A 23,713-nucleotide genomic window follows, 5' to 3' on the forward strand; every position below is an offset into this window, starting at 1 on the left:
TAACTTCGACGTCGGTGGTCAGCGCGGCAGGATGCCGTCGAGGACCACCGACAGATACTGGTCCGCGATCGAATCGACCGACATCGTGCCGCCGGGCCGGTACCACCGCACGGCGACCCACACGGTGTCGCGCATGAACCGGTAGACGAGCTCGACGTCGAGATCTGCCCGAAACTCCCCGTTCTCGACCCCGCGTTGCAGCACCGACTGCCACAGCTGCCGGAACTCGACGTTCAGTTCGGAGATGTAGGTGAAGCGTTCCTGGCCGGAGAGACGCTTCGCCTCGTCCTGGTAGATCGCGACCGCGTTGCGTTCGGCATCGATGGACTCGAACGACGCGATGACGAGTCCGCGCAGGGTCTCGGTCGCCGACGTGCTCGACGCCGCGATCTGCCGGTAACGGGCGAACAGGTCGTCGAGGAAGCCCCGCAGGATCTCGTCGACCATCGACTCCTTGGAGTCGAAATGGTGATAGAGGCTGCCCGACAGGATGCCGGCGGCGTCGGCGATGTCCCGGACCGTCGTCGACCGCAGACCCTGCTCGGCGAACATCCGCCCGGCCGTCGCCAGCAGCTCGTCTCGACGCGACGAGCGGGCCGGCGTATCGGTCCGCTGTCCGCCGGCCGGCTTGACGTCCGCGGCGGCCGCGGTCGCGTCGGATCTGCCTTTCGCATCGATCCTGGTCTGGCCTCGTGGTGACAAGCGCATCCTCCTGAGAGAGTCTGCGCACACCCTAGCAAGCGCTTGGCCGGGACCGTCGGTCGACGATCCCGGCCACGACGACCGATCTTATGCGCCGAGGCGCTTGCGCACCTTCTTCATCGCGCGGTTGTTAAAGAACTTCCACAGTTTGAGCTGATTGTTCGTCAGCTTCGTGTCCTTGGGCAGGAACGGCGGCGACATCATCTCGGCGACACTCACCGGCAGCGTCGAGAACGCGACGGCCCGCGCGTGGCTGAACGTCTCGAAGCCGGTGCGGCCGTGGTATCCGCCCATCCCGCTGTTGCCGACACCAGCGAACGGCAGCTCGCCGCTGAACAGGTGGATGGCGAAGTCGTTGCCGTTGATCGAGCCGCTGCGCGTGTTGTCGGCGAGCTTCTGGAACCGCTCGTTCTGGTCGCCGCACCAGTACATGGTCAGCGGATGCGGATGCGAGCCGATCTGACTGATGACCTCGGACAGGTCGCGGTAGGGGTACACGGTCAGCACCGGACCGAAGACCTCGTCCTCCTCGATCTTCATGCCCGCCTTGACGCCGGTCAGCAGCGTCGGCGGGATCTTGCGGCGCGCGGCGTCCGGCAGCGGTTCGCCGCCGGGGATCACCTGACGCTTGGTGGCGCCCAGCTGCTCGGCGTCGTCGATGAGCCCGAGGATGCGCTCGTAGTTCTTCTGGTTGATCGTCGAGGTGTACTGGTCGTTGTCGATGATCGTCGGGAAGTTCTTGGTCCACCGCGCGACGACCTTGTCGGTGAACTCACCGAGCTTGGCCTCGGGAACGAAGACGTAGTCCGGGCACAGGCACACCTGGCCACCGTTGACCATGCGGGCGTCGGCGAGCATCGTCGCGGCCTTGTCGATGTCGGCGTCGATGTCGACGACAGCCGGGTTCTTCCCGCCGAGTTCGAGAGTGACCGGGATGAGGTTCTTCGCGGCCTCCTGAGCCACCGAGGCACCGACGCCGGGCGAGCCGGTGAAGAACATGTGATCGACCTTGAGCTTGGCGAAGTCCGAACCCGAACCGTGCTTCGACGTGGCGACCGCCAGCTCCTCGATCGAGAAGTAGTCCGGCGCGTGCTTGGCGATCACGTCCGTGGTCTTCGCCGTCACCGACGACGGGCGCAGGATGACCCGGTTACCGGCCGCGAAAGCCGAACCCGCGGGCACGATCGTGAGCTGCAGCGGGAAGTTCCACGGCCCCATGATCCCGACGACACCCAGCGGGTCGTGCCGGATGCTCTGCTTGTATCCGAGCAGGCCCTGGACCTTGGCGACCTTGGACTCGGCCATCCAGTCCTTGACGCCCCGGCGCTGGTGAGCGAGGTCGATCATGCAGCCGGCCACATCGGCGGCCAGCGACAGCTCACGCGGACGGGCACCGAAATCCTCGGCCAACGCGGCAGCGATCTCGTCGGCGTTGTCGAGCAGCAGCGCCGCCAGCCGCGTGATGCGGTCGATGCGGGTGTCGGCGTCGGGGATCCCGTCGCGCAGGAACGCCGCGCGCTGGATGTCGACCAGTTCGGTCAGCGTGTGTGCCTCCGACGAAACACCCCGCGTCGAAATCGCGTCGGTGCTGGTGTGTTCAGCAGGCTTGGTCATCGAGATCCCCTCAGCTAGGTCGTGCTGCACCTGACGTGCGGCGTTGGAACAAAACAGTCCGCCTGTCCCACACAATAGTATGCGCCAGGTCACACCGTGATGTGGGCACGCCTGTTGTCAGAATGGTACGACCCCGGGACCGAAACGTCGAGGGGGTGAACTCTCAACCGAGCCGCTCGATGATGGTGACGTTGGCGGTCCCGCCGCCTTCACACATCGTCTGCAGTCCGTAGCGGCCGCCGGTGCGCTCGAGTTCGTTGAGCAGGGTGGCGAACAGCTTGGCACCGGTGGCGCCGAGGGGGTGGCCGAGTGCGATGGCGCCGCCGTTGGGGTTGACCTTGGCGGGGTCGGCGCCGGTCTCCTTGAGCCAGGCGAGCACGACCGGCGCGAATGCCTCGTTGATCTCGACGACGTCGATGTCGTCGATCGACAGTCCGGTCTTGTCGAGCGCGTACGTGGTGGCCGGGATGGGCGCGGAGAGCATCATCACGGGGTCGTCGCCGCGCACGGACATGTGGTGGATGCGGGCACGCGGTGTCAGGTTGTGCTCCTTCAGCGCACGTTCGGAGACGACGAGTGTCGCCGAGGAGCCGTCGGCGATCTGCGAGGCGACGGCCGCCGTCAGCCGCGACCCCTCGGCCAGCACCTGCAGACCGGCCATCTTCTCCATCGAGGTCTCGCGCGGGCATTCGTCGACGACGCAGTCGCCGAGCGCGATGTTCTCGGTGTCGAACCTGCCGCCGGCGATCGCCGCCCGGGCACGCTCATGTGACTGCAGCGCCCAGCGCTCCATGTCCTCACGACTGATGTCCCACCTCTTGGCCATCATGTCGGCGCCGAGGAACTGGGAGATCTGCGCGTCCCCGAAGCGCTCCTGCCAGCCCGCGGATTCGGCTGTGGGCGTGGTGAATCCGAACTCCTTGCCGGAGATCATCGCCTGCGAGATCGGGATGGCGCTCATGTTCTGCAGGCCGCCGGCGACGACGATGTCCTGGGTGCCGCTCATGACGCCCTGCGCGGCGAAGTGAATGGCCTGCTGGCTGGAGCCGCACTGTCGGTCGACGGTGGTGCCGGGCACCTCCAGCGGGAGACCGGCTGCGAGCCAAGCGGTCCGGGCGACGTTGCCGGCCTGGCCGCCGATGGTGTCGAGGCATCCGAACACCACGTCGTCGACGGCAGCCGGGTCGATTCCGGTGCGCTCGACGAGGGCGGAGATGATGTGGGCGCCGAGGTCGGCGGGGTGGGTCTTGGCCAGTGAGCCGTTGCGCTTGCCGACCGGGGTGCGGACGGCGTCGACGATGTAGGCCTGGGGGGTGGTCATGGTCGGTGCTCCTTGAATCGGTGGACGTCGTTGGCGGTCAGGCGCGCTGACTGGAGATCGAGACGACCTCGCCGGTGAGGTAGGTGGTGTAGTCGCTGGCGAGCATCGCGACGGTCGCGGCGACCTCCCAGACCTCGGCGGCGCGCCCGTATGCCTCCCGGGCGGCGAGTTCGTCGAGGAGGTCGTCGCTGGTCACCTTCGCGAGGAACGGGTGTTTGGCTATCGACGGCGCGATGGCGTTGATGCGCACCCCGACGTCGGCGGCTTCGAGTGCCGAACACCGGGTCAACGCCATCACCCCGGCCTTCGCCGCGGCGTAGTGGGCCTGTCCGCGCTGGGCCCGCCAGCCGAGCACCGAGGCGTTGTTGACGATGACCCCGTTGTGCTCGACCGAGCCGAAGTACCTCAGGGCCGCGCGGGTGGCGCGGAAGGTACCGGTGAGCGTGATGTCGAGGACGCGGTCCCATTCCTCGTCGGTCATCTCGGCGACCGGGGTCTCGCCGCCGAGTCCGGCGTTGTTGACCAGCACATCGATGCGTCCGAGTTGCGTTGCGGCGTCGTCGATCAGCGCGTCGACCTCCGCGGTGACCTGCACATTGCAGGTGCGCTGGGTGACCGTGCGGCCGGGGAACTCGGCGGCCAGCTTCTCGGCGGCCTCGCCGAGGCGCCGTTCGTGCCAGTCGCTGATGAGCACGTCCGCGCCTTCGAGAAGCGCGCGGCGGGCCGACGCGAAGCCGATACCCGTTCCGGCAGCGGCGGTCACCACGACCTTCTTGCCCAGCAACAGGTCGTGTCCGGCGACCTCGGCGGGAGGAGTGGCGAGCGGGGACGCCGCTCGGTCCGTGGCGCGGGCCCCGTTGACGTCGACTCCGGTCATCAGCGTGCCTCTCGGGGTAGGCCGAGCACCCGCTCGGCGATGATGTTGCGCTGCACCTCGTTCGACCCGCCGTAGATCGTGTCGGCACGGGTGAACAGGTAGAGCCGTTGCCATTCGTCGAGTTCGACGTTCTCCGGATCGGCGATGTCGTTGGCCTTGCCTTCGGCGGTCGCGGCCGGACCGATCAGTGCCGGTGCACCGACGACATTCATCGCGAGTTCGCCGAGATCGCGATGCCAGTTGGCCCACAACAACTTCGACACCGACGCCGCGCCCGCTTGGGAGGTGACGTCACCGTCGAGCGTCCGCTGGGCGTGGGCCCGCATGACCTTCAGCCCGATGTCGGCGCGCGCGAGTCGCGACGCGATCTCCGGATCGTCGACCGACCCGTTGGCTCGCGCGAGGTCGGTGAGATTGCCCAGCTCGCGCGCGAATCCGACCTGCTGGCCCAGCGTCGAGACACCGCGCTCGAACTGCAACAGCCCCATCGCGACCTTCCAGCCGTCGCCGGGGTCGCCGACGATCAGATCGTCTTCGGTCTCTGCGTCGTCGAAGAACACCTCGTTGAATTCCGATGTGCCGGTGAGCTGTTGGATCGGCCGGACGGTGATTCCCGGTTGATCGAGCGGGACCAGCAGGAAACTCAGCCCGGCGTGCCGCGACGACCCCTTCTCGGTACGCGCGATGACGAACACCCACTGCGCGACATGCGCGAGCGAGGTCCAGATCTTCTGGCCGTTGATGATCCACTTGGCCGATCCGCTCGACTCGTCGAGCCGCGCGGTCGTGGAGACCCCCGCGAGGTCGGAGCCGGCGCCCGGTTCCGAGTAACCCTGCGACCACAACTCGGTGACGTCGACGATCCCGGGCAGCAGACGCCGCTTCTGCTCGTCGGTGCCGTAGGCGATGAGTGTGGGGCCCAGCAGTTCCTCGCCCAGGTGGTTGACCCGGGCGGGCGCATTCGCGCGGGCGTACTCGCGGTGGAAGATGATCCGCTGCTCGAGTGTCGCGCCACGACCGCCGTACTCGACCGGCCAGCCGATGCAGGTCCATCCGGCGCGGGCGAGATGGCGGTCCCATTCGAGCCGTTCGGCGAAGAACTCATGTTCGCTACCCGGGCCGCCACGGCCCTTCAGATCGGCGAAGTCGCCAGTCAGATTCTCGTCGAGCCACGCCCGCACCGCGGCCGCGAACTCGGTGCCGGCGTTCGGTGTCGATTTCGCCCATTCACCCAGGTCGACGGCACGATCGGCGAGATTCGTCGTGGTCATGAGCGCTAGCATAACGCACCAAGCAAGTGCTAGGTTGGGGCGCATGGCGCAGACCTCTCTGCACGAGACTCTCCCCTCTCCCACCACACCAGCCGCACTGCGTCGCGCTGCGCGCACCTGGCCCGACCGTATCGCTCTCGTCGACGGCCAGTGGGACCCTTCGTCACATCCGCGACTCGAGTTGACCTGGGCCCAGTTGCACAGCGCGGTCCGCGCCTTCGCCGGTTCACTCGTGGCGTCGGGCATCGAGGCCGGGGACCGGGTCGCCATCTGGTCGCCGAACAGCTTCCACTGGCCGATCGCGGCGCTGGGAGTCCACTACGCCGGCGCCACACTCGTCCCGCTCAACACCCGCTACACCACCGGCGAGGCAGTCGAGATCATCGAACGTTCGGGGGCCCGGGCGGTCGTCGTGTCCGGCGAGTTCCTCGGCGCCGACCACGCGTCGGAACTCCTACGCGATCACCGCGCCTCGATGCCCGCGGTGGTCGTGCGGGTGCCGCTCTCCCCCGGCGCGACAGGACCCGACGGTGCGGTCGACTGGCACGAGTTCCTCGAACGCGCGACCGACGACGCGCGGGCAGATGCCGACCGTCGCGCCGACGCCGTCTCCCCGGAGGACATCTCCGACATCCTCTTCACCTCCGGCACGACCGGGAAGTCCAAGGGCGTGCTGGCAACACACCGGCAGACCCTGACCGGGTCACACGGGTGGGGTGCGAACGCGGGGCTGACCCCCGATGACCGCTATCTGATGGTCAACCCGTACTTCCACACGTTCGGATACAAGGCCGGCATCCTGCCGAGCGTCCTGTTCGGCGTGACCATGCTGCCGCTCGCCGTCTACTCGCCGGAGCAGGCGATGAAGCTCGTGTCCGACGAACGCGCGACGGTCTTCCCGGGCGCTCCCACGATCTTCCAGACCATCCTCGACGACCCCAAGCGCGCCGACCACGACCTCTCGAGCCTGCGCATCGTCATCACCGGCGCCGCCATCGTGCCCGTCGTCCTCGTCGAACGCCTGCAGCACGACCTGGGTGTCGACACCGTCATCACCGCCTACGGCCTGACCGAGGCGAGCGGCTTCGTGTCGACCTGCACGCCCGACGACGACGACACGACGGTGGCCAACACCTGCGGACGCGCGTTCCCCGGCATGGAGATCAGGCTCTCCGACGACGGTGAGGTGCTGGCTCGCGGAGACATGGTGATGGTCGGATACCTCGACGACCCGGACGCCACCGCGGCGACGATCGACGCCAACGGGTGGCTCCACACCGGCGACATCGGGACCATCGACGAGCGCGGCAATCTGACGATCACCGATCGACTCAAGGACATGTACATCTGCGGCGGGTTCAACGTCTATCCCGCGGAGATCGAGCAGACCCTCGCCCGGATCGACGGCGTCACCGAATCGGCGGTCGTCGGCGTACCCGACGATCGCCTCGGCGAGGTGGGCCGCGCCTATCTGACGGTCCGCTCCGGCACCGACCTCGACGAAGCGCAGGTCATCGCATATGCCAGAGAGCACCTCGCCAACTTCAAGATCCCCCGGTCGGTCGTCTTCGTCGACGAGTTCCCCCGCAACGCGTCGGGCAAGATCCTCAAGCGCGACCTCACCTAGCCCCGCGGCGTTTCGTAGCAACAATGCGCGCTATAAGCGCATTCTTGCTACCGAATCGACCCGTGATTCGCGGCGGGAACCGGTGGGGGCAGCGGTGCGTCGAAGTTCTGTGACCGAGGACCCACGCGCGATGATCGCGGCCCACGACGGCGTGTTCACGACCCGGCAGTTGCTCGACGTAGGCGTGTCCGCCGACAGGATCCGACATCGCGTCGCCACCGGCGAGTGGGTCCGGGTCGCCAGGGGTGTCTTCCGAGTCGGCGACCGGACGGTCGATGACCGGATGCGGATGCGGCTCGCCGTGCTGCGTGCCGGGCCGGACGCCGCTCTTGCGAGCTCGGCCGCGGCGTGGTGGCACGGCATCGTCCCCCAGGTCCCCGCGTCCCCCGTGGTGGTCGCACCGCACGGTCGGCACGGGTCACCGGTCGACGGCGCGCGGATCTGGCATCGCAACGTCGACCGCCGGGACCTCACAGAGGTCGACGGATTGGCCGTGACCGCGCTCGAGCTGACGGTTCTCGACGCATCGGTGGAATCGGGGGTGAAAGTGATGGACTCCGCGCTGCTGAACAAGAAGGTCACCGTCGCCGCGCTCGACGTTGTCCAGCGTCGGAACGCCGGGCGTCGAGGCTCTCCGAGAGCGCGCGCGATGCTCGAGGCGATGTCCTCGGGCGCGAGGTCCGAGGCGGAACGAATCACCGCCACACTGCTGCGCGGTTCCGGACTGACGGGATGGTCGGCGAACACGCCCGCCTGCGGTTATGTCCTGGACTTCGCCTTCATGGCGTCGAAGATCGCCATCGAGATCGACGGCATGGCCTTCCACAGCGACGCCGTCGCCTTCCAACGGGACCGGACCCGCCAGAACGACCTCGTCGCGAACGGTTGGACCGTCCTGCGCTTCACCTGGCAGGACGTCACCGCCCGCCCGGCCTGGGTGCTGGCCCAGGTCCGAACGGCCCTGCGTCGGAAATCCGTAGCGTGAATACGGCCATAGCGCGCGTTGTTGCTACGAAATCCCGGGAGGTTAGGTGCGGGGCTTCACCAGCGGGAACAGGATGGTGTCGCGGATACCGAGGCCGGTGAGGGCCATCAGCAGGCGGTCGATGCCCATACCGGTGCCGGTGGTCGGCGGCATGCCGTACTCCATCGCGGCGAGGAACTCCTCGTCGAGGACCATCGCCTCGTCGTCGCCGGCGGCGGCCAGGCGGGCCTGGTCGGCGAAGCGCTCGCGCTGGATGACGGGGTCGACGAGTTCGGAGTATCCGGTCGCCAGCTCGAAGCCGCGCACATACAGGTCCCACTTCTCGACGACGCCGGTCACCGACCGGTGCGCACGGACCAGCGGCGAGGTCTCGACCGGGAAGTCGCGGACGAAGACCGGCCGGTCCAGCTTCTCGCCGACCATGTGTTCCCACAGTTCCTCGACGAGCTTGCCGTGCCCGTAACCCTTGTCCTTCGGGATCTCGAGTCCGACGCGTGCCGCGATGGCGAGCAACTCCTCGACGGTGGTCTCACCGTCGGCGCCCGCGGGGACGATCTGCTCGCCGAGCGCCTCGGACAGCGACGGGTACATCTCCAGCGCGGTCCACTCGCCGGACAGGTCATAGGTGGAACCGTCCGGCATGGTCGGCGTTTGGGTGCCGAGCGCGGCCTGCGACACCTCTTGCACCAGTTCGCGGATCATGACCGCGGAGTCGTCGTAGGTGCCGTAGGCCTGATAGGTCTCGAGCATCGCGAACTCCGGCGAATGGGTGGAGTCGGCACCCTCGTTGCGGAAGTTGCGGTTGATCTCGAAGACGCGCTCGATGCCGCCGACCACGCAGCGCTTCAGGAACAGCTCCGGCGCGATGCGCAGGAACAGATCGATGTCGAAGGCGTTGGAATGCGTCACGAAGGGACGTGCCGCCGCCCCGCCGTGCAGGGTCTGCAACATCGGGGTCTCGACCTCGAGGAATCCCCGACGGCCCAGAGCCGCACGGAGTTCGGCGATCACCGAGATCCGGGTGCGGGCGATACTGCGCGCCTCCGGACGCATGATGAGGTCGACGTAACGCTGCCGGACCCGGGTCTCCTCGTTCATGTCCTTGTGGGCGACGGGCAACGGACGCAACGACTTCGATGCCATCTGCCAGCCGTCGGCCATCACCGACAGTTCACCGGTGCGCGAACTGATGACCTCGCCGGAGATGAACACGATGTCACCCAGGTCCACCTCGGACTTCCACCGCGCCAGCGCTTCCTCGCCGACACCGTTGAAGCTGACCATCGCCTGCAGCTGGGTGCCGTCGCCCTCCTGCAGCGTCGCGAAACACAGCTTGCCTTTGTTGCGCAGAAAGATCACGCGCCCGGTGACGCCGACGTGCTGACCGGTCTCGGTACCGGCCTCGAGGTCGGGATAGGCCGCGCGGATCTCGCCGAGACTGTGGGTGCGCGGGATGGAGACCGGGTATGCCTCGCGGCCCTCGGCCAGGATCCGCTCACGCTTCTCGCGGCGGATGCGCAACTGCTCGGGAGTCTGCTCGTCGGTCGCTTCGGGGGTGGCGGTGCTGGTCGGGCTGTCACTCACCCCACGCACCCTATCGGGGCCGGTCATCGACTCCCAACTCACCGCCTCGGCGTGATCGCGGCCACAATCGGGTCGCGCTGCGCGGGTTCAGCTCTCGTGCGCGGAGATGACGGCGAGGTCGTCGGGACGAATCCGGCCGTTGACCCGTGCCGACCGCATCCGGCGGTGCCCGCCGACGACGAACACCGCACCGTGCACGCCACGCGCCTGGAGGTGCCAGGCGAGCCATTCCGCCTCGTGTCCGTCCTCGCTGACGAGAACCCACCGGGAGTCGGGTCGCGCGGTGCGCAGCGAATCCGGGGTGTCCGGCGTGAGCCGGTCGAGAACCTCGACGGCGTCGATGGCCAGCGCGCCGAACAGGGCGCCGTCGAGCTGACGGCGCCGGTGGGAGCGGACATCGACGGGGGTGGCGCCGGCGGCGACCGCGGACGCGTAGTCCTCGACGCGCAGGGACAGCGGCGCCGACGGGGCCGGGGCGACGGTCGGCGGCGCCACGGCGAACACCGACGCGGCCGACGGGGCAAGAGCAGAAGAAACAACCGAAGCGGTCATGTGAAGTCCTGAAGTGATCGAGATCGAGCGGGGAGCGCGAAGTAGGGCAGCCGCAGACGCGGTACTAGCCCCGACAACACTCCTGACAGCTCATGATCACGGCGACGAGTATGCCACAGCCCGGCCCCACCGGCCAGACCCCGACTTGACCGACACCGTCACACCTCAGGCGGCTGCCACTGCTGCACGCGTCGCATCTGCGCATTCAGGACGGCGTCGGGCGTCATCCGCAATGCGAGGTCACGGGCCCAGACGGCGGGCGCGGCACGCATCTGCCCGACCCGCCCGATCATCGACGCCTGCCGTGCGATGCGCTGGGTCCGCGGGCGCCGCAGGCGGTCGTAGGCCCGCAGGGCGTCGTCGAGGCCGCTGTGGCCCGACCGTCGGAGCAAGGCCACCAGGGTGGCCGCGTCCTCCATCGCCTGGTTGGCCCCTTGGCCCAGATTCGGGGTCATCGCATGCGCGGCGTCGCCGACGAGAACGCTCCCACATGGCCGGCCTGCTCCCACGAAGGTCGGCAGCGGCGAGGCGAGCTCCTCGATCGGGAGGTAACCGACGGTCGCCGGGTCGGTGGCGTCGAGCAGTTCGCCGATCGGCCGGTGCCAACCCGAAAACCGTTGCCGCACTTCATCGAGACCACCTTCGGCGCCGTCTCCGGCGTCCGACACCGAGGCGAACCAGTAGACGTGACCGTCAGCCAGCGGCGCGATCCCGAAGCGCGCTCCGCGACCGGTCGTCTCGCCGGCCGCGTCGACCGCCACCGGGGACGACGTGACCGCCCGCCACGCGGCGTATCCACACCTGCGGACGCCCGGGTCCGCGACGATCGCGCCACGCACCCGGCTGCGCAACCCGTCCGCGCCGACGATCAGGTCGCACCCGTCGATCTCTGTTCCGTCGGCCAGGCGTACGACACTGTTCCCGGGGGCGATCTCCTCGAACCCGGAACCCGTCCGGATGTCCGCGACACCTGCGACGGCGCCGAGCAGGGCCGCGTGGAGGTCGGCACGGCGGACCACGCGCATGTCGGTGAGCGACGCCGGATCGAAGCGACTGAGCCAGCGTCCGTCCGGTGTCCGCGTTCCGCTTGCCGGCGGGGTCGGCACCGGGGCCTCACCGATCACCGATCGCAGCCCGAGCGAGTCGAGCGCGCGCATTCCGTTTTCGAAGATGCTCAGTCCCGCGCCCCCGCCCCGAACCTCCGGCGCCCGCTCGACGACCGTGACACGCGCCCCCGTCGACGCCAGACCGGCCGCCGTGCACAGCCCGGCGATCCCCGCACCCACCACCACGACCTTCACGGGTCTCTTCTCCACATGGAGAAGAACCATAGCAGATAGACTTCTCCATGTGGAGAAATCAGCGAGCGCCTCGACACGCGACGTGCTGCTCGACGCCGGCATCACCCTCATCGGCACGGTGGGGATCCGCCAGGCGTCCGCGCGCGCCGTCGAGGACGCGTCGGGCGTGCCGCACGGGAGCGTTCGTCACCATTTCGGCGGTCAGAGCGGCTTTCTCGCGGCGCTCGTCGAACACGTCTTTCTCGGCGACCGGGCCGCCGACGGCGAGTCGACGCACGAGGTGATCGTCCGCTGGCTGGGCGCCGACCGAGTCCGGACCAGGGCCCGCTACGAGCTCATGCTCCTGTCGACTCGTGACGAGGAGCTGCGACGGGCCATGGTCGGGCACCGCGACCGCTACGTCGACGGGCTCGTCGACGGCGGACTGTCCCGCGGCGAGGCCCGGCAGCTGGTCGCCGCGCTCGACGGCCTGGTCCTCGACGCACTGCTGCGCAACTCCGACGGCACCGACGCCGACCACGATCCCACTCCCCTGCTCCGCGCGTTCCGCTGACCGACGGGGATTCAGGCCGTCCCGACGAGATCGACGGCCAGCGCGCGGAGGTGTTCGGCCAGCTCGTCGACGCCTGGCTGTTCGACCGGGAAGTGCCCGCACCCGGTCAGCAGGTGGATGTCGGTGCGCGCCGCCATCCGTCGCGCGAAACGCACACTGATCTCCGGCGGCGTCCAGGAGTCCGCCGCCGGGTGGACCAGCAGCACGCGCGGACCCCGGTACCCCTCTGGGTCCGGCACGTCGTGCGTCATCAGGTCCGACAGGAACCCCAGCGACACCGACGATCCGGCACCCAGCCGGTCGTCGAGGCACGCCCGGGACAGCTCCGGGTCGAGACTCATCGCCGACATCGGCGCCACCCAGCGGATCGGGAACCGCACGCGCGCGAGAGCCCCGACCCGGGCGAGCACCGGCATCAGCGGGACCAGTCGTGCGAGCACCGGCGTGCGCGCAACTGCTCGACGCGCAGCCGGGTCACCGGCCAGATCCAGCAGGCACGTCGCGACGACCGCGGCGACACGCCCCGTTCGGTCGGCGACCTCGTAGGCGAGCATGCCGCCGAGGCTCGCGCCCAGCACGACGAGCGGACGCGGGTCGTCCTCGGTCTCCGCCGCCACGAGGTCGGCGACCAGGTCGACCCAGTCCTGATAGCGGACCCGCCCGGTATCGCTCACCCGGGTGCGCCCGTACTGCGGCAGATCGGGGGCGAGGACCTCGAACCCCTCGTTCGCGAGGATCGCGCCCAGCGGCCAGACCAGGGCGCTGTGGCCGCCACCTCCGTGCAGCAGCAGCACGCGCAGCGGTGCGGCACTTCGGCGCGCCCGCAGGACGTGCACGTCCACGTCCCCGCACGGCCGCCCGGAGCTCGACGGCCACGCCCACCAGGTGGATTCGGCCGCGACCCCGGCGGCTTCGGATCGCCACGGTTCGGGCAGGAAGCGAAGGTAGGATTCGGGGGTTCCGGATTCGCAGCTCATGCATCCATCGTCGAACCGGTGGCGGCATGGGACAACTCGCATTTCACCAGGATCGAGCAGATGCGCAAAAGGCCACGGCAGCAACGCTCCTCGTTCACCGTCGACCTGATCCTCGAGGCGACCACTCAACTTCTCGACACCGAGGGCGCGGAACTGACGACCAACCGCATCGCCGAGAAGGCCGGGGTGTCGGTCGGCTCGGTCTACCAGTACTTCGGCGACAAGCAGGCGATCTTCGACGAACTCGCACTCCGCCATCTGGACGCCGCCGGCCAGGCGATCACCGCGATTCTCGACGCCCACCCCGCCGGTTCGCGTCCGTGGCCGGAGGTGATGCGCGCGGTGATCGAGGTGGCGGTGCACGAGAACTCGACCCACGGCCGTGCCCACGGACGCCTGCGTGAACTGGCCGACCCGGCACGCCTCGCAGCCGGGTACACCGCCCTCGTGGACAGCCTGATCGAGCGGCTGAGCGCTCATCTCGTCGCCGACGGCTGGACGGCGGACTCCGCGGTCACCGACCTACGGCTCGCGTTCGCGGCGGTCGACGCCCAGGTCCATCAGCTGGCCGGCACCGACCTGGCCGGCGGCGAACTGACCGACCGCATCACGGCCTACACCGAGGCCGCACTCCGCGGGGACCGGTGATCACCGCGGTTCGTGAGATCACTTTCCGCGACGCGGATTGGCCTTGGCCCGTTCGTGGACCAGGCGCAGACCCTCCAGGGTCAGATGCGGGTGATGATCGGTGAGCGAACGGCATTCGTCGAACATGAGCGGTGCGAGGTAGCCGGTCGCGACGACGGTCACATCGTCGCCGTCGAATCCGGGGACGGTGTCGCAGACACGGTCGACCAGGCCGTCCACCTGACCGGCGAAGCCGTAGAGGATGCCCGACTGCAGCGCCTCGACCGTGTTCTTGCCGAGCACGCCGCGCGGCGGCATGAGCTCGACCTTGCGAACGGTCACCGTGTGCTCGGAGAGGGCCTCGACAGCGAGATTCACCCCGGGCGCGATCGCCCCGCCGAGGAACTCGCCCGACGCGGACACCGCGTCGACGACCGTTGCCGTGCCGAACGCGACCACGATGCAGGGCCCGCCGAATTCATGATGTGCGGCCAGACAATTGGAGACCCGGTCGGTGCCGACCTCCTTGGGATTGTCGACCAGGAGCGGAACGCCGGTGCGCACGCCTGGTTCGAGCAGCACGTGCGGACCGTTGCCGAAGTAGCGCGGCACCATGACGCGGAGCTCGCGCAGGAGCGACGGCACCGTCGACAACGCGCTCACACCGGTGACCTGGTCGATGTCGTCGCCGAGCATGCCGCGGAACGCCCACGCCAGTTCGTCGGCGGTGTAGTGCGGGTCGGTGTGGATTCGCCAGTCACGCACCAGACGTGCGTGATCCCCCACCCCCGCGTACACGCCGAGATGGATGTTGGTGTTCCCGACGTCGACGGTGAGCAGCATCGAAAGTTGTTGCCGCGTCAGAGCGAGGCGTCGGCGAAGATCGGACTGTCGAGGTGACGCGGGTCCAGCAGACCCGACCCCTCGGGCACGTCGGCCGGGTCGTCGCCCGTGGTCACGATGCGGTTCTGCGCGTCGACGAACACGACGTTCGGCGAGTACTCACGCAGTTCGGCCGCGTCGAGCATGCTGTAGGCGATGATGATGACGAGATCGCCCGGGTGGACGAGATGCGCTGCCGCGCCGTTGATCCCGATGACACCGCTGCCACGCTCACCGGCGATCGCGTAGGTCACGAGCCGGGCACCGTTGTCGATGTCGACGATGGTGACCTGCTCGCCCTCGAGCAGGCCCGCGGCATCGAGCAGGTCGGAGTCGATGGTGACCGAACCGACATAGTGCAGATCGGCCTGGGTCACGGTGGCGCGGTGGATCTTCGAGGTCATCATGGTGCGCAACATGGTCATCGTCCCTCTGTCGTGGTTGTGGTGGCATTGGTCCAGGCAAGTTCTTCTTCGAGCGCGGCGACTCCGCCGACCGTCACACCGACGTTGTCGATCAGGCGCGCGTTGCCGAGCCGCGCCGCGACGAGCAATCGTCCCGGTCCCTTCTCCGGCGGTTCGTCGAGCTGGCGTCCGCGCAGGGCGAGATAGTCGACCTCGATCTCGGGCACCGTGGCCAGCACCGACTGCGCGGCAGCCAGAATGGCGTCCCGGCCGCCCTCGGCCGCATGGGCGCCCGCGACGAGCGACGCCGAGATGGCCGTCGCCAGCTCGCGCTGCTCCGGGGTGAGGTAGCGGTTGCGCGACGACATGGCCAGCCCGTCGGATTCGCGAACGGTCGGAACCCCCACGATGTCGACGTCGAGGTTCAGATCGGTCACCATCTGCTTGATGAGCACCAGCTGCTGATAGTCCTTCTCGCCGAAGAACGCCGCGTTCGGTCCGACGATGTTGAGTAGCTTGAGGACCACGGTCAGCATCCCCGAGAAGTGCGTCGGACGCGAGACCCCGTCCAGGATTCCGCCCGCCTCCCCCGGGTGGACCGTCGTACGCGGGCCGTTCGGGTACATCGACGACGCGGACGGCGCGAAGACCAACTCGACGCCCAGCGGCTCCAGCAGCGCGAGGTCGGCGTCGAGGGTGCGCGGATAGGCGTCGAGGTCCTCGCCGGCGCCGAATTGCAGGGGGTTGACGAAGATGGACACCACGACGACCGTGTTGCCCTTCGCCTTGGCGGCCCGGACGAGTTCGAGATGGCCGGCGTGCAGGGCGCCCATGGTCGGAACGAGCACGACGCGCTTGCCCGACGCGCGGAGCGCGCGGGTGACGCGGGTCAGGGACGCCGGCTCACGATGCACGGTCATCCGCCCGGCCGAGTAGGTGGGCTGTTGCTCGAGCGGGCCGCTCACGCCGCCTCCTCCGCTTGGTGATGTCATCGGTCCTCCAGTGCGTCGATCAACGCCTTCGGCGCATGGGTGTGGTCCGCGGCGCGTCGGGCGAGTGTGCGGTAGGCGTCGGCGATACCGTGCGGTCCCGTCCCGCCGGGAACGGTGCGCAGCGCTGCCAGGTGCCGGGTGACCGCGGGCGCGTCACCGCGGGCGACCGGCCCGGTCAGTGCCGACGGCCCCAGTTCCAGCACATTGCGCAGCGACGCCGCGACCAGCGGGCCGAGGATGCGTTCGGCAAGGCGGTTGCCGTGTCCGTCAACGGTCGCGGTGTCACGGCCGGAGTGGTCGATCGCGGCGTTGAGCGCGACGACCGCGTCGGAGATCAGGGCGATCAGATGGTTGGCGCCGTGCGCGAGGGCGGCGTGGTAGAGCGTGCGATCGGCTTCGGCGATCCGGACCGGGTCGCCGCCCATCTCCAGGACCAGCGACGATGCGATCGCCTCACCCACCGCGTCGGCGGCGGTGATCGCGAAGCAGGCATTGGTGAGGCGAGCCGTGTCGTCCTCGGAGCCGACGAACGTCATCGCGGGATGCAGGGCGATCGCGAGGGCCCCGCGATCGGTCAGCGGTTGCAGCACGGCCACTCCGTGCGCGCCCGCGGTGTGCGCGACGATCGTCCCGGGCCGGAGCGAATCGGACGCGGCGATCTCGTCGACGACGGCACCCAGGGTCGCGTCGGGCACGCTGACCAGTAACAGCTCGGACCGTGCGACGACCTCGTCGAGATCGAGGATCTCGGAATCGGGGAGCCGGCGCGCGGCGCGGCCACGGGACTCGGGCGAGCGGGCGACGACGGCGCCGACCACGTGCCCGGCCTTCTCCAGTGCCTCACCCAACGCCGTTCCGACGCGGCCGGCAGACACGAGACCGACGGTGAGTCGGGCGGGGGCCGGCAGGTTCGTCATGCCGGCAAACGGATCGGTGGAAGCGGACCGGGGATACGCGTCGTCCGCGAACGGGTGATGGGCGTGCAGATCATCGCCGAAGGAGTCATCGCCACCGGTCCGCCGTGCAGACGGCATACCGGCATCACCGCTCGGTGAGGTCACCGCTGTCCTCCAGAGTGTCGTTCCAGTCCCGCCTCTGCCGGATCGACCGTCACGTGAGCGGACTCGTCGCGGCGGCGTCGGCACGGGTACCAGACGTTGCAGAGCAAGAGTAGGTCCGACACCGCGGCCGGTGCCAATGTCTGTGACAGGTGTCACCCCGTGGTGGGCCCGGGCTGCACCCCGGACATGTCGATCCAACGACCGAACCCCCGGTGACCTGGGCCGAAGCGGCGTAGTCTGAGGCGGCCGCCGTTCACCCCGACACGCCCACACACGAAGGTCCGCCATGAGCTTGGAACCGGGCACAGAGTTCGCCGGATACACGGTCGTGCGCAAGATCGGTGCCGGCGGCATGGGCGAGGTGTACCTCGTCCGCCATCCTCGGCTGCCCCGCCACGACGTCATCAAGGTGCTGGCCGAGCACGTGTCGAACGATCCGACCTTCCGCGCCCGGTTCACCCGCGAGGCCGACCTCGCCGCCCAGCTCGACCATCCCTGCATCGTCAGCGTCTACGACCGTGGCGAGGTGGACGGACGCCTCTGGATCTCGATGCAGTACGTGCGCGGCACCGACGCGGCGGCGCTGCTCTCCACCGTTCCCGGCGGCCTTCCACTCGCCGATGTGGCGGCGGTGGGCGACGCCATCGGTGCCGCCCTCGATCACGCTCACCGTTCCGGCCTGCTCCATCGCGACGTCAAGCCGGCCAACATCCTGATCAGCGCCGAAGAGCCCGGCCCGCGATTCCCGGGTGGATCCGTGCAACGACGAATCCGTCTGGCCGACTTCGGTATCGCCCGGTCGACCGACGGCGGCGCGACCTCACTCACCTCGACGGATCTGGTGATCGGGTCCTTCCCCTATTCGTCACCCGAACAACTCTCCGCCCAGACCCTCGATGCCCGCAGCGACGTGTACTCACTGTCCTGCAGCATCTTCGAATTACTCACCGGCACAGTACCCTTCAGCGCACGCACGCCCGCGATGATGATCCACCACCACCTCAGCACGCCACCCCCGGAGGTGTCCGCACTCCGGCCCGACGTACCCCGGGCGGTGTCCGACGTCGTGCGTTCCGGCCTCGCCAAGAACCGCGCGGACCGGCCACCGTCGGCGGGAGCGTTTGCCGCCGAACTCCGTTCGGCGATCGACACCACGACGTTCGTCCCCCGCTCCGACCGCACGATGCGCGCCCGAGCCCCCCTCGCACCGACATCCGCACCGACCCCGGCTCCGCTTCCCCCGACCGTCCACGCGTCCACCGCCGCGATTCCCACGGCCGCCGCGACCCCGCCGGGAAGCAACCCGGCGGGTCCCGCTCCGCCGTCGTCCCACCTGCGCGCGACGGCGTACTCCGAGTTGCCGGGGCACACTGTGCCACAGTATGTTCCGACTCCGTCGACGGAGCGGGCCTCGCGCGATCTCCCGGTGCTGGACCCGCCTGCGGCCGGCGCCGGCGCGTCCCGGCGGACCACCGCGTCGCTCGCCTGCGGTGTGGTGGCGGTTCCGTTGAGCGTCGTCGGCGGGATGGGTCTGCCGGTCGGTGTGGCCGGTTGGTATCTGGCCGGTCGCGGTCAGCCGAGTTCGGCCGGACGGCTCGCGCGGGCGCTGTGTGCGCTGGGCATCGTCCTGAGTCTGGGGTTCATCGTGTTCACCGTCGGACGTGCCGTCACGATGCAGTTCTGACCAGGATTCGTTGTCACAGCAGCGCTTTCGTCAGCGTCGATGGTCGGCGACACGGGTCTGCCGCGGGTCGCGATCCGGCCGGGACTGCTGCGGATCGCGCCCCTGCCGGGACAGGGCACCGAACACCGAATCCACCACCCAGAGGGTCACGATCCCCGCCACGACGTCGACCACATCGTCGAACGGTGAACGGAACCTCGGCGAGAACGGATCCAGTACCTGCGAGGCCGGAACGTCGAGCAGTCTCCCCGTGCCGTCGACGATCGCATCGACCGGATTCGACGCCCAGCCCTCGTAGGCGTTGATCGCCAACAGCGCGATGACCGGTATCGCGAGCAACCACCAGAATCCGCGCCGCCGCGCGACCGACCACGCCACGATCAGCAACACGACGAAGGCGGGCATGTTCTCCGAACAGAAGGTGAGGATCGGGTACTCCCCCGACCGCACCAGGACAGGCACCTGCCCGCCCCAGAATCCGAGTGCACCGACCGCACCGATCACCACTGCAATACCCGATCGAAGGGGGCTCCGCGCCCAGATCCCCAGCACGAGAACCATGTACAGCGGCATCAGCGCCGTCAGCGACCAGATGAGCAGCAGACTGGCCTCGGGGCCGTTGGCCTGTAGGTTCGCGTAGTACTCGGGGAACGGAGTGCCGTCGAGCGGGTCGAAAGCGAAGAGCCACAGTACAGTCGGCCACCAGGCGATCACCGGCAGGAACAGGGCGGCGCTCACCAGTGACTGCTTGACCGCGTTCCCGCGGTCGGTGTGGCGGATCGCGGCGAAGGACGGACCGGACCCAGGCCCGAAACCGAACTCCCCACCAGCGAGCGTCTCGCTCATACGGGAATACTAGGGCGATCGTCCAACTCGCACGGGCTAATCCGTGGCGACGTCACAGATGTGACCCGAACGGATGACAGAACGTACAGCGATCGACCGCGAGCGTCCTCGCACGCCAGAACGCCCGGAGTGTCGGGCCTCAGCCGTTCCGGCGCCGGCGCCCGCCCCCGGACGTCTCCGTCTGCGAACGCAGCTGGTTCAGGAGTTCGGAGACCGGGAGCCCCGCCGAATGTGCGGACTCCGCGTCGTCGTCGGCCGCACGGCGTCGGCGGCCACCGCCGTAGGACTCCACGGCCCGGCCGCCGGGCTGGTTCTCATGGCGCCCCGCGGCACCGAGGAACGCGGGGGGCTCCACCTCGTCGGCGTCGGTGACGGGCGGGGCGTCGGTGACGGGCGGGGCATCGGTCTCCGGAGTGACGACAGGCTGCGCCCCGGTCGACCACTCGTCGGTCGGGGTGTCGTCGGTGTAGAGCGGCTGGTCCGCGGGGTCGACCCGCGCCCGGGTCTCGGCGGATGGGGGTGTCGGCTCCTCGGCCTCGTTTCCGAGGTAGAAGCCGCCGGAGAACGGCAGCGACGTGGACTCCGCCTTACCCGCACCCGAGTCCCCGGTGGTCGAGTCGGAATGTTCGGTGTCGACGATCTCGGCGTCGGACACATCGGCGTCGGACACATCGGCCTGGGAGGCCTCGCCGCCTGACGCCCGGTCGCCGGCCGTGGAACCGGCCGACGCGTTCGTCTCGGCCACCTCGTCGGGCGAGACCTCGGTCGCGATACGGCCGGAGATCGGATCGTCGGTGACGATCGGGATCACCTCGGTCATCTCGTTGGGGTCGACCGAACCCGTGTGTCTACCGTCGTCCGCGGTGGGTGCGGTGGCCGCGAAGTCGCGGGCGGCGAGCGCCCCGTCGTCGGCGTAGGTGGCGCCATAGGAGGACACGCCGCCGAAGTCGCCGCCGAACGATGTCCCGGATCGGCGGGCGGTGCGGGATTCGTCGTTCAGGCCCGAGGCCAATTCGCGCATCTTCTCGCTGGACAGCGCGGCCCGCTGGTCCGGGAGCGGTTCGCCGAGGAGCATCTCCAGGCTGGACCGCAACGCCAGGACCTGAGCCTTCAATTCGGAGAGTTCCTCGTTCGACTCTGCGGTGACCTCCTTGCGGATGGTCGTCTCGACGTCGAGCTCGTACTGACGTCGTGCCGCGATCTCACGTTCCAGCTGCAATTCGTAGACGAGTCGCAGGTCCCGGCTCTTCGCCTCCGCACTCTCGGCCTGCCGCCGGAACTTGGTCACCAGGATCGCGCCGATGACGGCTGCCCAGAGCGCTGCGATGACCGCCAGCGAGCCGGTGATCGACAAACGGTCGGTGAAGACCATGAGGATGCTGGCCACCAGCGCGAGCACGATCAACAGGCCGAGCAACCACTGAGCCGGCGACCGACTCGAGCGGCGCGAGTCGGCGGCACGGCCGTTCGAGGTCGTCATGATCGTGAATTTACAGGCTGTGAGTACATTCGGACGTCAGGCGGGTGCGGAGTTTCTCAGATAGTCCGCATGTTAGGCGATGCGTCGACGGGACGACCGCCGCTCCCGGCAACCGTCACGAATCGCCCACCGCGGACGGGTCGTCGGGGGCCCGGCAGCAGTACTCGAGCCACAGCGCGGCACCGACGAGGACCGCCCCGCCGATCAGCCCGACGATGGCACCCGGCCGGTCGTGGTCGGCCGCGGCCAGATCGTGCTGACCGAGCAGGAACGCGAGCAATCCCAGCCAGACCCCGACCGCGATCGCACCGAGGATCGCAGAAGCCTTGGCCAGGGCCAGCACTCGCGCGGCCGTGAGCGGATGGAGTTGTCCCCGGGCGCGACCCACATCGCGGGATTCGACCCGGGAGCGGACGACGAAGGCGATGACGATCTCGAGTGCCGCAAGCACATACAGCACGACACCGGCGAGCAGCGGTAACGGCGGGAGATCGGAGTAGTTGTACCGCACCAGGATCCACGCGACGATCGCGGTGACCGCCGCGATCGCGGCCAGATCACGGACCCGGGTGGGGCCGAGGCCGGCCTCCTCGTCGTCCTGCTCCGGCCGGCGCGGATCCGGTGCACTCACGGCTCGCCCCCGGTCAGGCGGCCGACCGGCTGCACCGCATCCCGCTCGGCGGCGTCGAGCCCGGCGACGAGATCGGCGACCGCGCGTTCGCCGGCCGGCGTCCACAGGGTGGCGTCCGGCTCGATCTCCAGCCACGGGACGAGGACGAAAGCCCGTTGCGCCGCACGGGGATGGGGCAGCGTCAGGTCCGGTCCGTCGGTCACGACAACTCCGTCAGAATCAGACACGGTGATCACGTCGACGTCGAGAGTTCTTGGTCCCCAGCGGATCTCCCGCGTCCGCTCGGCCGCCCGCTCGAGTTCGAAACCACGCTCGAGCCACTGTCGGGCATCGTACGGTCCGTCGACGACGAGCGTGATGTTGCGGAAGTCGTCCTGCTCGACCCCACCCCATGGGGGCGTCGAGTACACCGCGGACACCGCGACCAGCTCGTCGGCGAAGCCCTCGACGACCGAACGCAGGTGCGCGGTCGGGTCACCGACGTTGGACCCCGCCGAGAGCACCGCGCGGCTCATCGCGTCCCCTTGCGGGAACGTCGGGTCACCACCGCGACGTCGTCGAAGGTCAGCGGGATCGGCGCCGACGGCTTGTGCACGGTCACCTCGCACGCACTGATGCGCTCGTCGGTCATGATCGAGTCGGCCACCTCGGCGCCCACCTTCTCGATGAGGTTGCGCGGTTCGCCCCCGACGATGCCGGCGACCTGCTGCGCGAGCGCACCGTAGTCGACGGTGTCGGCGAGATCGTCGGACTCCCCCGCGGCCTGCAGATCCAGCCAGAGCACGACGTCGATGAAGAAGTCCTGGCCGTCGGCGCGCTCGTGGTCGAAGACACCGTGATTGCCCCGGACCTTCAGCCCGCGCAGTTCGATCCGATCAGCCATTCGTCTCTCCTACCGGTGATGATGTTCGGGAACCGCCTGCGCGCCACGCCGCGGCGACCGCGACCGCGTCGCGACTGCTCGCCACGTCGTGCACGCGCACGCCCCACGCACCCGCGGCGGCGGCGAGTGCCGAGACGGACGCGGTCGCGACATCGCGCCCCGCGGGCGGGCGGTCCGCGCCGTCGCGGCTGAGCAGCGTGCCGAGGAAACGTTTGCGGGAGGCCCCGACCAGAATCGGGAAGCCCAGCCCGGTCAAGGTGGGCAAGGCGTGCAGCAGGGCCCAGTTGTGTTCGGCGGTCTTGGCGAAGCCCAGTCCCGGGTCGAGGATCAGGCGGTCGGCATCGACCCCGGCCGACACCGCGGCGTCGACCTGGGCGAGCAGTTCACCACTGACCTCGGCGACCACATCCCGATAACCCCCGACATCTCCGCTGCGGTGGGTGAACCGACGGTCGGCGCTGTCGCCGGCCGGGCGCCAGTGCATGAGAATCCACGGCACCCCCGCGTCCGCGACGACCCGTGCCATGTCGGCGTCGGCCCGCCCGCCCGAGACGTCGTTGACGATGGCCGCACCGGCTTCCACCGCTGCGGCGGCCACCGGCGCCCGCATCGTGTCGACCGACACGGGCACCCCGCGCGCGGCGAGTTCGCTGATCACCGGCACGACGCGCGCCGTCTCGAGTTCGGGGTCGACCCGGACCGCGCCGGGGCGGGTCGATTCGCCGCCGACGTCGATGAGGTCGGCACCCTGGTCGATCAGTTCGAGACCGTGCGCGATCGCCGCATCGGCGTCGAGGTAGCGACCGCCGTCGGAGAACGAGTCGGCGGTGACGTTGAGGACACCCATCACCAGGGTCCG

At 69.1% G+C, this 23,713-nt stretch carries 24 protein-coding genes; 5 read left to right on the top strand and 19 right to left on the bottom strand.

Annotated elements, in window-relative coordinates; all coding sequences use genetic code 11:
- Positions 1-18: 18 nt before the first annotated feature.
- From KTR9_RS20895 to KTR9_RS20915, 5 genes are all read right to left on the bottom strand, one after another.
- Positions 19-702: a TetR family transcriptional regulator gene (locus KTR9_RS20895; protein ID WP_083889035.1), complete on the bottom strand. Its 684-nt coding sequence runs from the start codon at positions 700-702 to the stop codon at positions 19-21.
- Positions 703-789: 87 nt separating this feature from the next.
- The gene (locus KTR9_RS20900) at positions 790-2,316 is read right to left on the bottom strand and encodes an aldehyde dehydrogenase family protein (RefSeq protein WP_014928000.1); all 1,527 of its coding nucleotides are present in this window, start codon (positions 2,314-2,316) and stop codon (positions 790-792) included.
- Positions 2,317-2,479: 163 nt separating this feature from the next.
- Positions 2,480-3,637: an acetyl-CoA C-acetyltransferase gene (locus tag KTR9_RS20905; RefSeq protein ID WP_014928767.1), complete on the bottom strand. Its 1,158-nt coding sequence runs from the start codon at positions 3,635-3,637 to the stop codon at positions 2,480-2,482.
- Between the two features lie 37 nt (positions 3,638-3,674).
- On the bottom strand, positions 3,675-4,514 hold the full coding sequence (locus KTR9_RS20910; RefSeq protein ID WP_010840677.1) for an SDR family oxidoreductase: 840 nt from the start codon (positions 4,512-4,514) through the stop codon (positions 3,675-3,677).
- The gene (locus tag KTR9_RS20915; protein ID WP_044507214.1) at positions 4,514-5,785 is read right to left on the bottom strand and encodes an acyl-CoA dehydrogenase family protein; all 1,272 of its coding nucleotides are present in this window, start codon (positions 5,783-5,785) and stop codon (positions 4,514-4,516) included. The genes KTR9_RS20910 and KTR9_RS20915 overlap by 1 nt, the downstream gene beginning before the upstream one ends.
- Before the next feature lie 43 nt (positions 5,786-5,828).
- Here KTR9_RS20915 and KTR9_RS20920 point away from each other — a divergent pair, with 43 nt between their 5' ends.
- Complete coding sequence (locus tag KTR9_RS20920; protein WP_014928769.1) at positions 5,829-7,412, top strand: FadD3 family acyl-CoA ligase; 1,584 nt, start codon at positions 5,829-5,831, stop codon at positions 7,410-7,412.
- Between the two features lie 109 nt (positions 7,413-7,521).
- Positions 7,522-8,397: a type IV toxin-antitoxin system AbiEi family antitoxin domain-containing protein gene (locus tag KTR9_RS20925; RefSeq protein ID WP_083888995.1), complete on the top strand. Its 876-nt coding sequence runs from the start codon at positions 7,522-7,524 to the stop codon at positions 8,395-8,397.
- 42 nt (positions 8,398-8,439) lie between these two features.
- Here the strand turns inward: KTR9_RS20925 and lysS are convergent, their stop codons facing one another.
- The 3 genes from lysS to KTR9_RS20940 all read right to left on the bottom strand — a co-directional run bounded on the left by lysS (position 8,440) and on the right by KTR9_RS20940 (position 11,834).
- Positions 8,440-10,008, bottom strand: a complete 1,569-nt coding sequence (lysS, locus tag KTR9_RS20930) for a lysine--tRNA ligase (protein WP_014928002.1) — start codon at positions 10,006-10,008, stop codon at positions 8,440-8,442.
- Between the two features lie 60 nt (positions 10,009-10,068).
- Positions 10,069-10,533, bottom strand: a complete 465-nt coding sequence (locus tag KTR9_RS20935; protein ID WP_014928003.1) for a hypothetical protein — start codon at positions 10,531-10,533, stop codon at positions 10,069-10,071.
- Between the two features lie 158 nt (positions 10,534-10,691).
- Positions 10,692-11,834 carry an FAD-dependent oxidoreductase gene (locus tag KTR9_RS20940; RefSeq protein WP_014928004.1) on the bottom strand — a complete coding sequence of 381 codons (1,143 nt, stop codon included), beginning with the start codon at positions 11,832-11,834 and terminating at the stop codon, positions 10,692-10,694.
- Positions 11,835-11,916: 82 nt separating this feature from the next.
- Between KTR9_RS20940 and KTR9_RS20945 the strand changes: the two genes are divergently transcribed.
- Positions 11,917-12,387, top strand: a complete 471-nt coding sequence (locus KTR9_RS20945; protein ID WP_014928005.1) for a TetR/AcrR family transcriptional regulator — start codon at positions 11,917-11,919, stop codon at positions 12,385-12,387.
- 11 nt (positions 12,388-12,398) lie between these two features.
- On the opposite strand, the gene KTR9_RS20950 is transcribed toward KTR9_RS20945, so the two are convergent.
- Complete coding sequence (locus KTR9_RS20950; RefSeq protein ID WP_044507217.1) at positions 12,399-13,364, bottom strand: alpha/beta fold hydrolase; 966 nt, start codon at positions 13,362-13,364, stop codon at positions 12,399-12,401.
- A 60-nt stretch (positions 13,365-13,424) separates the two neighbouring features.
- Between KTR9_RS20950 and KTR9_RS20955 the strand changes: the two genes are divergently transcribed.
- Positions 13,425-14,012 (top strand): TetR/AcrR family transcriptional regulator, encoded by a 588-nt coding sequence (locus KTR9_RS20955; RefSeq protein ID WP_014928007.1) that lies wholly within the window; start codon positions 13,425-13,427, stop codon positions 14,010-14,012.
- Between the two features lie 18 nt (positions 14,013-14,030).
- Here KTR9_RS20955 and KTR9_RS20960 read toward each other — a convergent pair whose 3' ends face one another.
- From KTR9_RS20960 to KTR9_RS20975, 4 genes are read right to left on the bottom strand one after another with little or no spacing between them, the layout of a single operon-like run.
- A complete protein-coding gene (locus KTR9_RS20960) occupies positions 14,031-14,834 on the bottom strand; it encodes a type III pantothenate kinase (RefSeq protein ID WP_014928008.1) in 804 nt (267 codons plus the stop codon).
- 17 nt (positions 14,835-14,851) lie between these two features.
- The gene (gene panD, locus KTR9_RS20965; protein WP_014928009.1) at positions 14,852-15,292 is read right to left on the bottom strand and encodes an aspartate 1-decarboxylase; all 441 of its coding nucleotides are present in this window, start codon (positions 15,290-15,292) and stop codon (positions 14,852-14,854) included.
- 2 nt (positions 15,293-15,294) lie between these two features.
- Positions 15,295-16,242: a pantoate--beta-alanine ligase gene (gene panC / locus KTR9_RS20970; protein WP_014928010.1), complete on the bottom strand. Its 948-nt coding sequence runs from the start codon at positions 16,240-16,242 to the stop codon at positions 15,295-15,297.
- Positions 16,243-16,265: 23 nt separating this feature from the next.
- A complete protein-coding gene (locus KTR9_RS20975) occupies positions 16,266-17,330 on the bottom strand; it encodes a Rossmann-like and DUF2520 domain-containing protein (protein WP_014928011.1) in 1,065 nt (354 codons plus the stop codon).
- Between the two features lie 286 nt (positions 17,331-17,616).
- On the opposite strand from KTR9_RS20975, the gene KTR9_RS20980 reads away from it, so the two are divergent.
- A complete protein-coding gene (locus KTR9_RS20980) occupies positions 17,617-19,014 on the top strand; it encodes a serine/threonine-protein kinase (protein ID WP_014928012.1) in 1,398 nt (465 codons plus the stop codon).
- Between the two features lie 30 nt (positions 19,015-19,044).
- Here the strand turns inward: KTR9_RS20980 and KTR9_RS20985 are convergent, their stop codons facing one another.
- The 6 genes from KTR9_RS20985 to folP all read right to left on the bottom strand — a co-directional run bounded on the left by KTR9_RS20985 (position 19,045) and on the right by folP (position 23,701).
- Complete coding sequence (locus KTR9_RS20985) at positions 19,045-19,860, bottom strand: hypothetical protein (protein WP_044507221.1); 816 nt, start codon at positions 19,858-19,860, stop codon at positions 19,045-19,047.
- Positions 19,861-19,999: 139 nt separating this feature from the next.
- Positions 20,000-21,340 (bottom strand): DUF6779 domain-containing protein, encoded by a 1,341-nt coding sequence (locus tag KTR9_RS20990; RefSeq protein WP_014928014.1) that lies wholly within the window; start codon positions 21,338-21,340, stop codon positions 20,000-20,002.
- A gap of 115 nt (positions 21,341-21,455) precedes the next feature.
- Positions 21,456-21,971, bottom strand: a complete 516-nt coding sequence (locus KTR9_RS20995) for a DUF3180 domain-containing protein (protein ID WP_014928015.1) — start codon at positions 21,969-21,971, stop codon at positions 21,456-21,458.
- Positions 21,968-22,486, bottom strand: coding sequence for a 2-amino-4-hydroxy-6-hydroxymethyldihydropteridine diphosphokinase (gene folK, locus KTR9_RS21000; protein ID WP_014928016.1), 519 nt, complete (start codon positions 22,484-22,486; stop codon positions 21,968-21,970). Before folK ends, KTR9_RS20995 begins: the two co-directional genes overlap by 4 nt.
- Positions 22,483-22,854 carry a dihydroneopterin aldolase gene (gene folB, locus KTR9_RS21005; protein WP_010840696.1) on the bottom strand — a complete coding sequence of 124 codons (372 nt, stop codon included), beginning with the start codon at positions 22,852-22,854 and terminating at the stop codon, positions 22,483-22,485. The genes folK and folB overlap by 4 nt, the downstream gene beginning before the upstream one ends.
- Positions 22,847-23,701, bottom strand: coding sequence for a dihydropteroate synthase (gene folP / locus KTR9_RS21010; RefSeq protein ID WP_044508168.1), 855 nt, complete (start codon positions 23,699-23,701; stop codon positions 22,847-22,849). Before folP ends, folB begins: the two co-directional genes overlap by 8 nt.
- Between the last annotated feature and the right edge of the window lie 12 nt (positions 23,702-23,713).

The organism is Gordonia sp. KTR9 (assembly GCF_000143885.2).
Taxonomy (GTDB): Bacteria; Actinomycetota; Actinomycetes; order Mycobacteriales; family Mycobacteriaceae; genus Gordonia.

What these genes read in the sequence shown, in the direction of transcription:
- KTR9_RS20900 (WP_014928000.1), bottom strand. Translation starts at nt 2,316, where the DNA reads ATGACCAAGCCTGCTGAACACACCAGCACCGACGCGATTTCGACGCGG.
- KTR9_RS20905 (WP_014928767.1), bottom strand. Translation starts at nt 3,637, where the DNA reads ATGACCACCCCCCAGGCCTACATCGTCGACGCCGTCCGCACCCCGGTC.
- KTR9_RS20910 (WP_010840677.1), bottom strand. Translation starts at nt 4,514, where the DNA reads ATGACCGGAGTCGACGTCAACGGGGCCCGCGCCACGGACCGAGCGGCG.
- KTR9_RS20915 (WP_044507214.1), bottom strand. Translation starts at nt 5,785, where the DNA reads ATGACCACGACGAATCTCGCCGATCGTGCCGTCGACCTGGGTGAATGG.
- KTR9_RS20920 (WP_014928769.1), top strand. Translation starts at nt 5,829, where the DNA reads ATGGCGCAGACCTCTCTGCACGAGACTCTCCCCTCTCCCACCACACCA.
- lysS (WP_014928002.1), bottom strand. Translation starts at nt 10,008, where the DNA reads ATGACCGGCCCCGATAGGGTGCGTGGGGTGAGTGACAGCCCGACCAGC.
- KTR9_RS20935 (WP_014928003.1), bottom strand. Translation starts at nt 10,533, where the DNA reads ATGACCGCTTCGGTTGTTTCTTCTGCTCTTGCCCCGTCGGCCGCGTCG.
- KTR9_RS20950 (WP_044507217.1), bottom strand. Translation starts at nt 13,364, where the DNA reads ATGAGCTGCGAATCCGGAACCCCCGAATCCTACCTTCGCTTCCTGCCC.
- KTR9_RS20955 (WP_014928007.1), top strand. Translation starts at nt 13,425, where the DNA reads ATGCGCAAAAGGCCACGGCAGCAACGCTCCTCGTTCACCGTCGACCTG.
- KTR9_RS20960 (WP_014928008.1), bottom strand. Translation starts at nt 14,834, where the DNA reads ATGCTGCTCACCGTCGACGTCGGGAACACCAACATCCATCTCGGCGTG.
- panD (WP_014928009.1), bottom strand. Translation starts at nt 15,292, where the DNA reads ATGTTGCGCACCATGATGACCTCGAAGATCCACCGCGCCACCGTGACC.
- KTR9_RS20980 (WP_014928012.1), top strand. Translation starts at nt 17,617, where the DNA reads ATGAGCTTGGAACCGGGCACAGAGTTCGCCGGATACACGGTCGTGCGC.
- KTR9_RS20985 (WP_044507221.1), bottom strand. Translation starts at nt 19,860, where the DNA reads ATGAGCGAGACGCTCGCTGGTGGGGAGTTCGGTTTCGGGCCTGGGTCC.
- KTR9_RS20990 (WP_014928014.1), bottom strand. Translation starts at nt 21,340, where the DNA reads ATGACGACCTCGAACGGCCGTGCCGCCGACTCGCGCCGCTCGAGTCGG.
- folK (WP_014928016.1), bottom strand. Translation starts at nt 22,486, where the DNA reads ATGAGCCGCGCGGTGCTCTCGGCGGGGTCCAACGTCGGTGACCCGACC.
- folB (WP_010840696.1), bottom strand. Translation starts at nt 22,854, where the DNA reads ATGGCTGATCGGATCGAACTGCGCGGGCTGAAGGTCCGGGGCAATCAC.
- folP (WP_044508168.1), bottom strand. Translation starts at nt 23,701, where the DNA reads ATGGGTGTCCTCAACGTCACCGCCGACTCGTTCTCCGACGGCGGTCGC.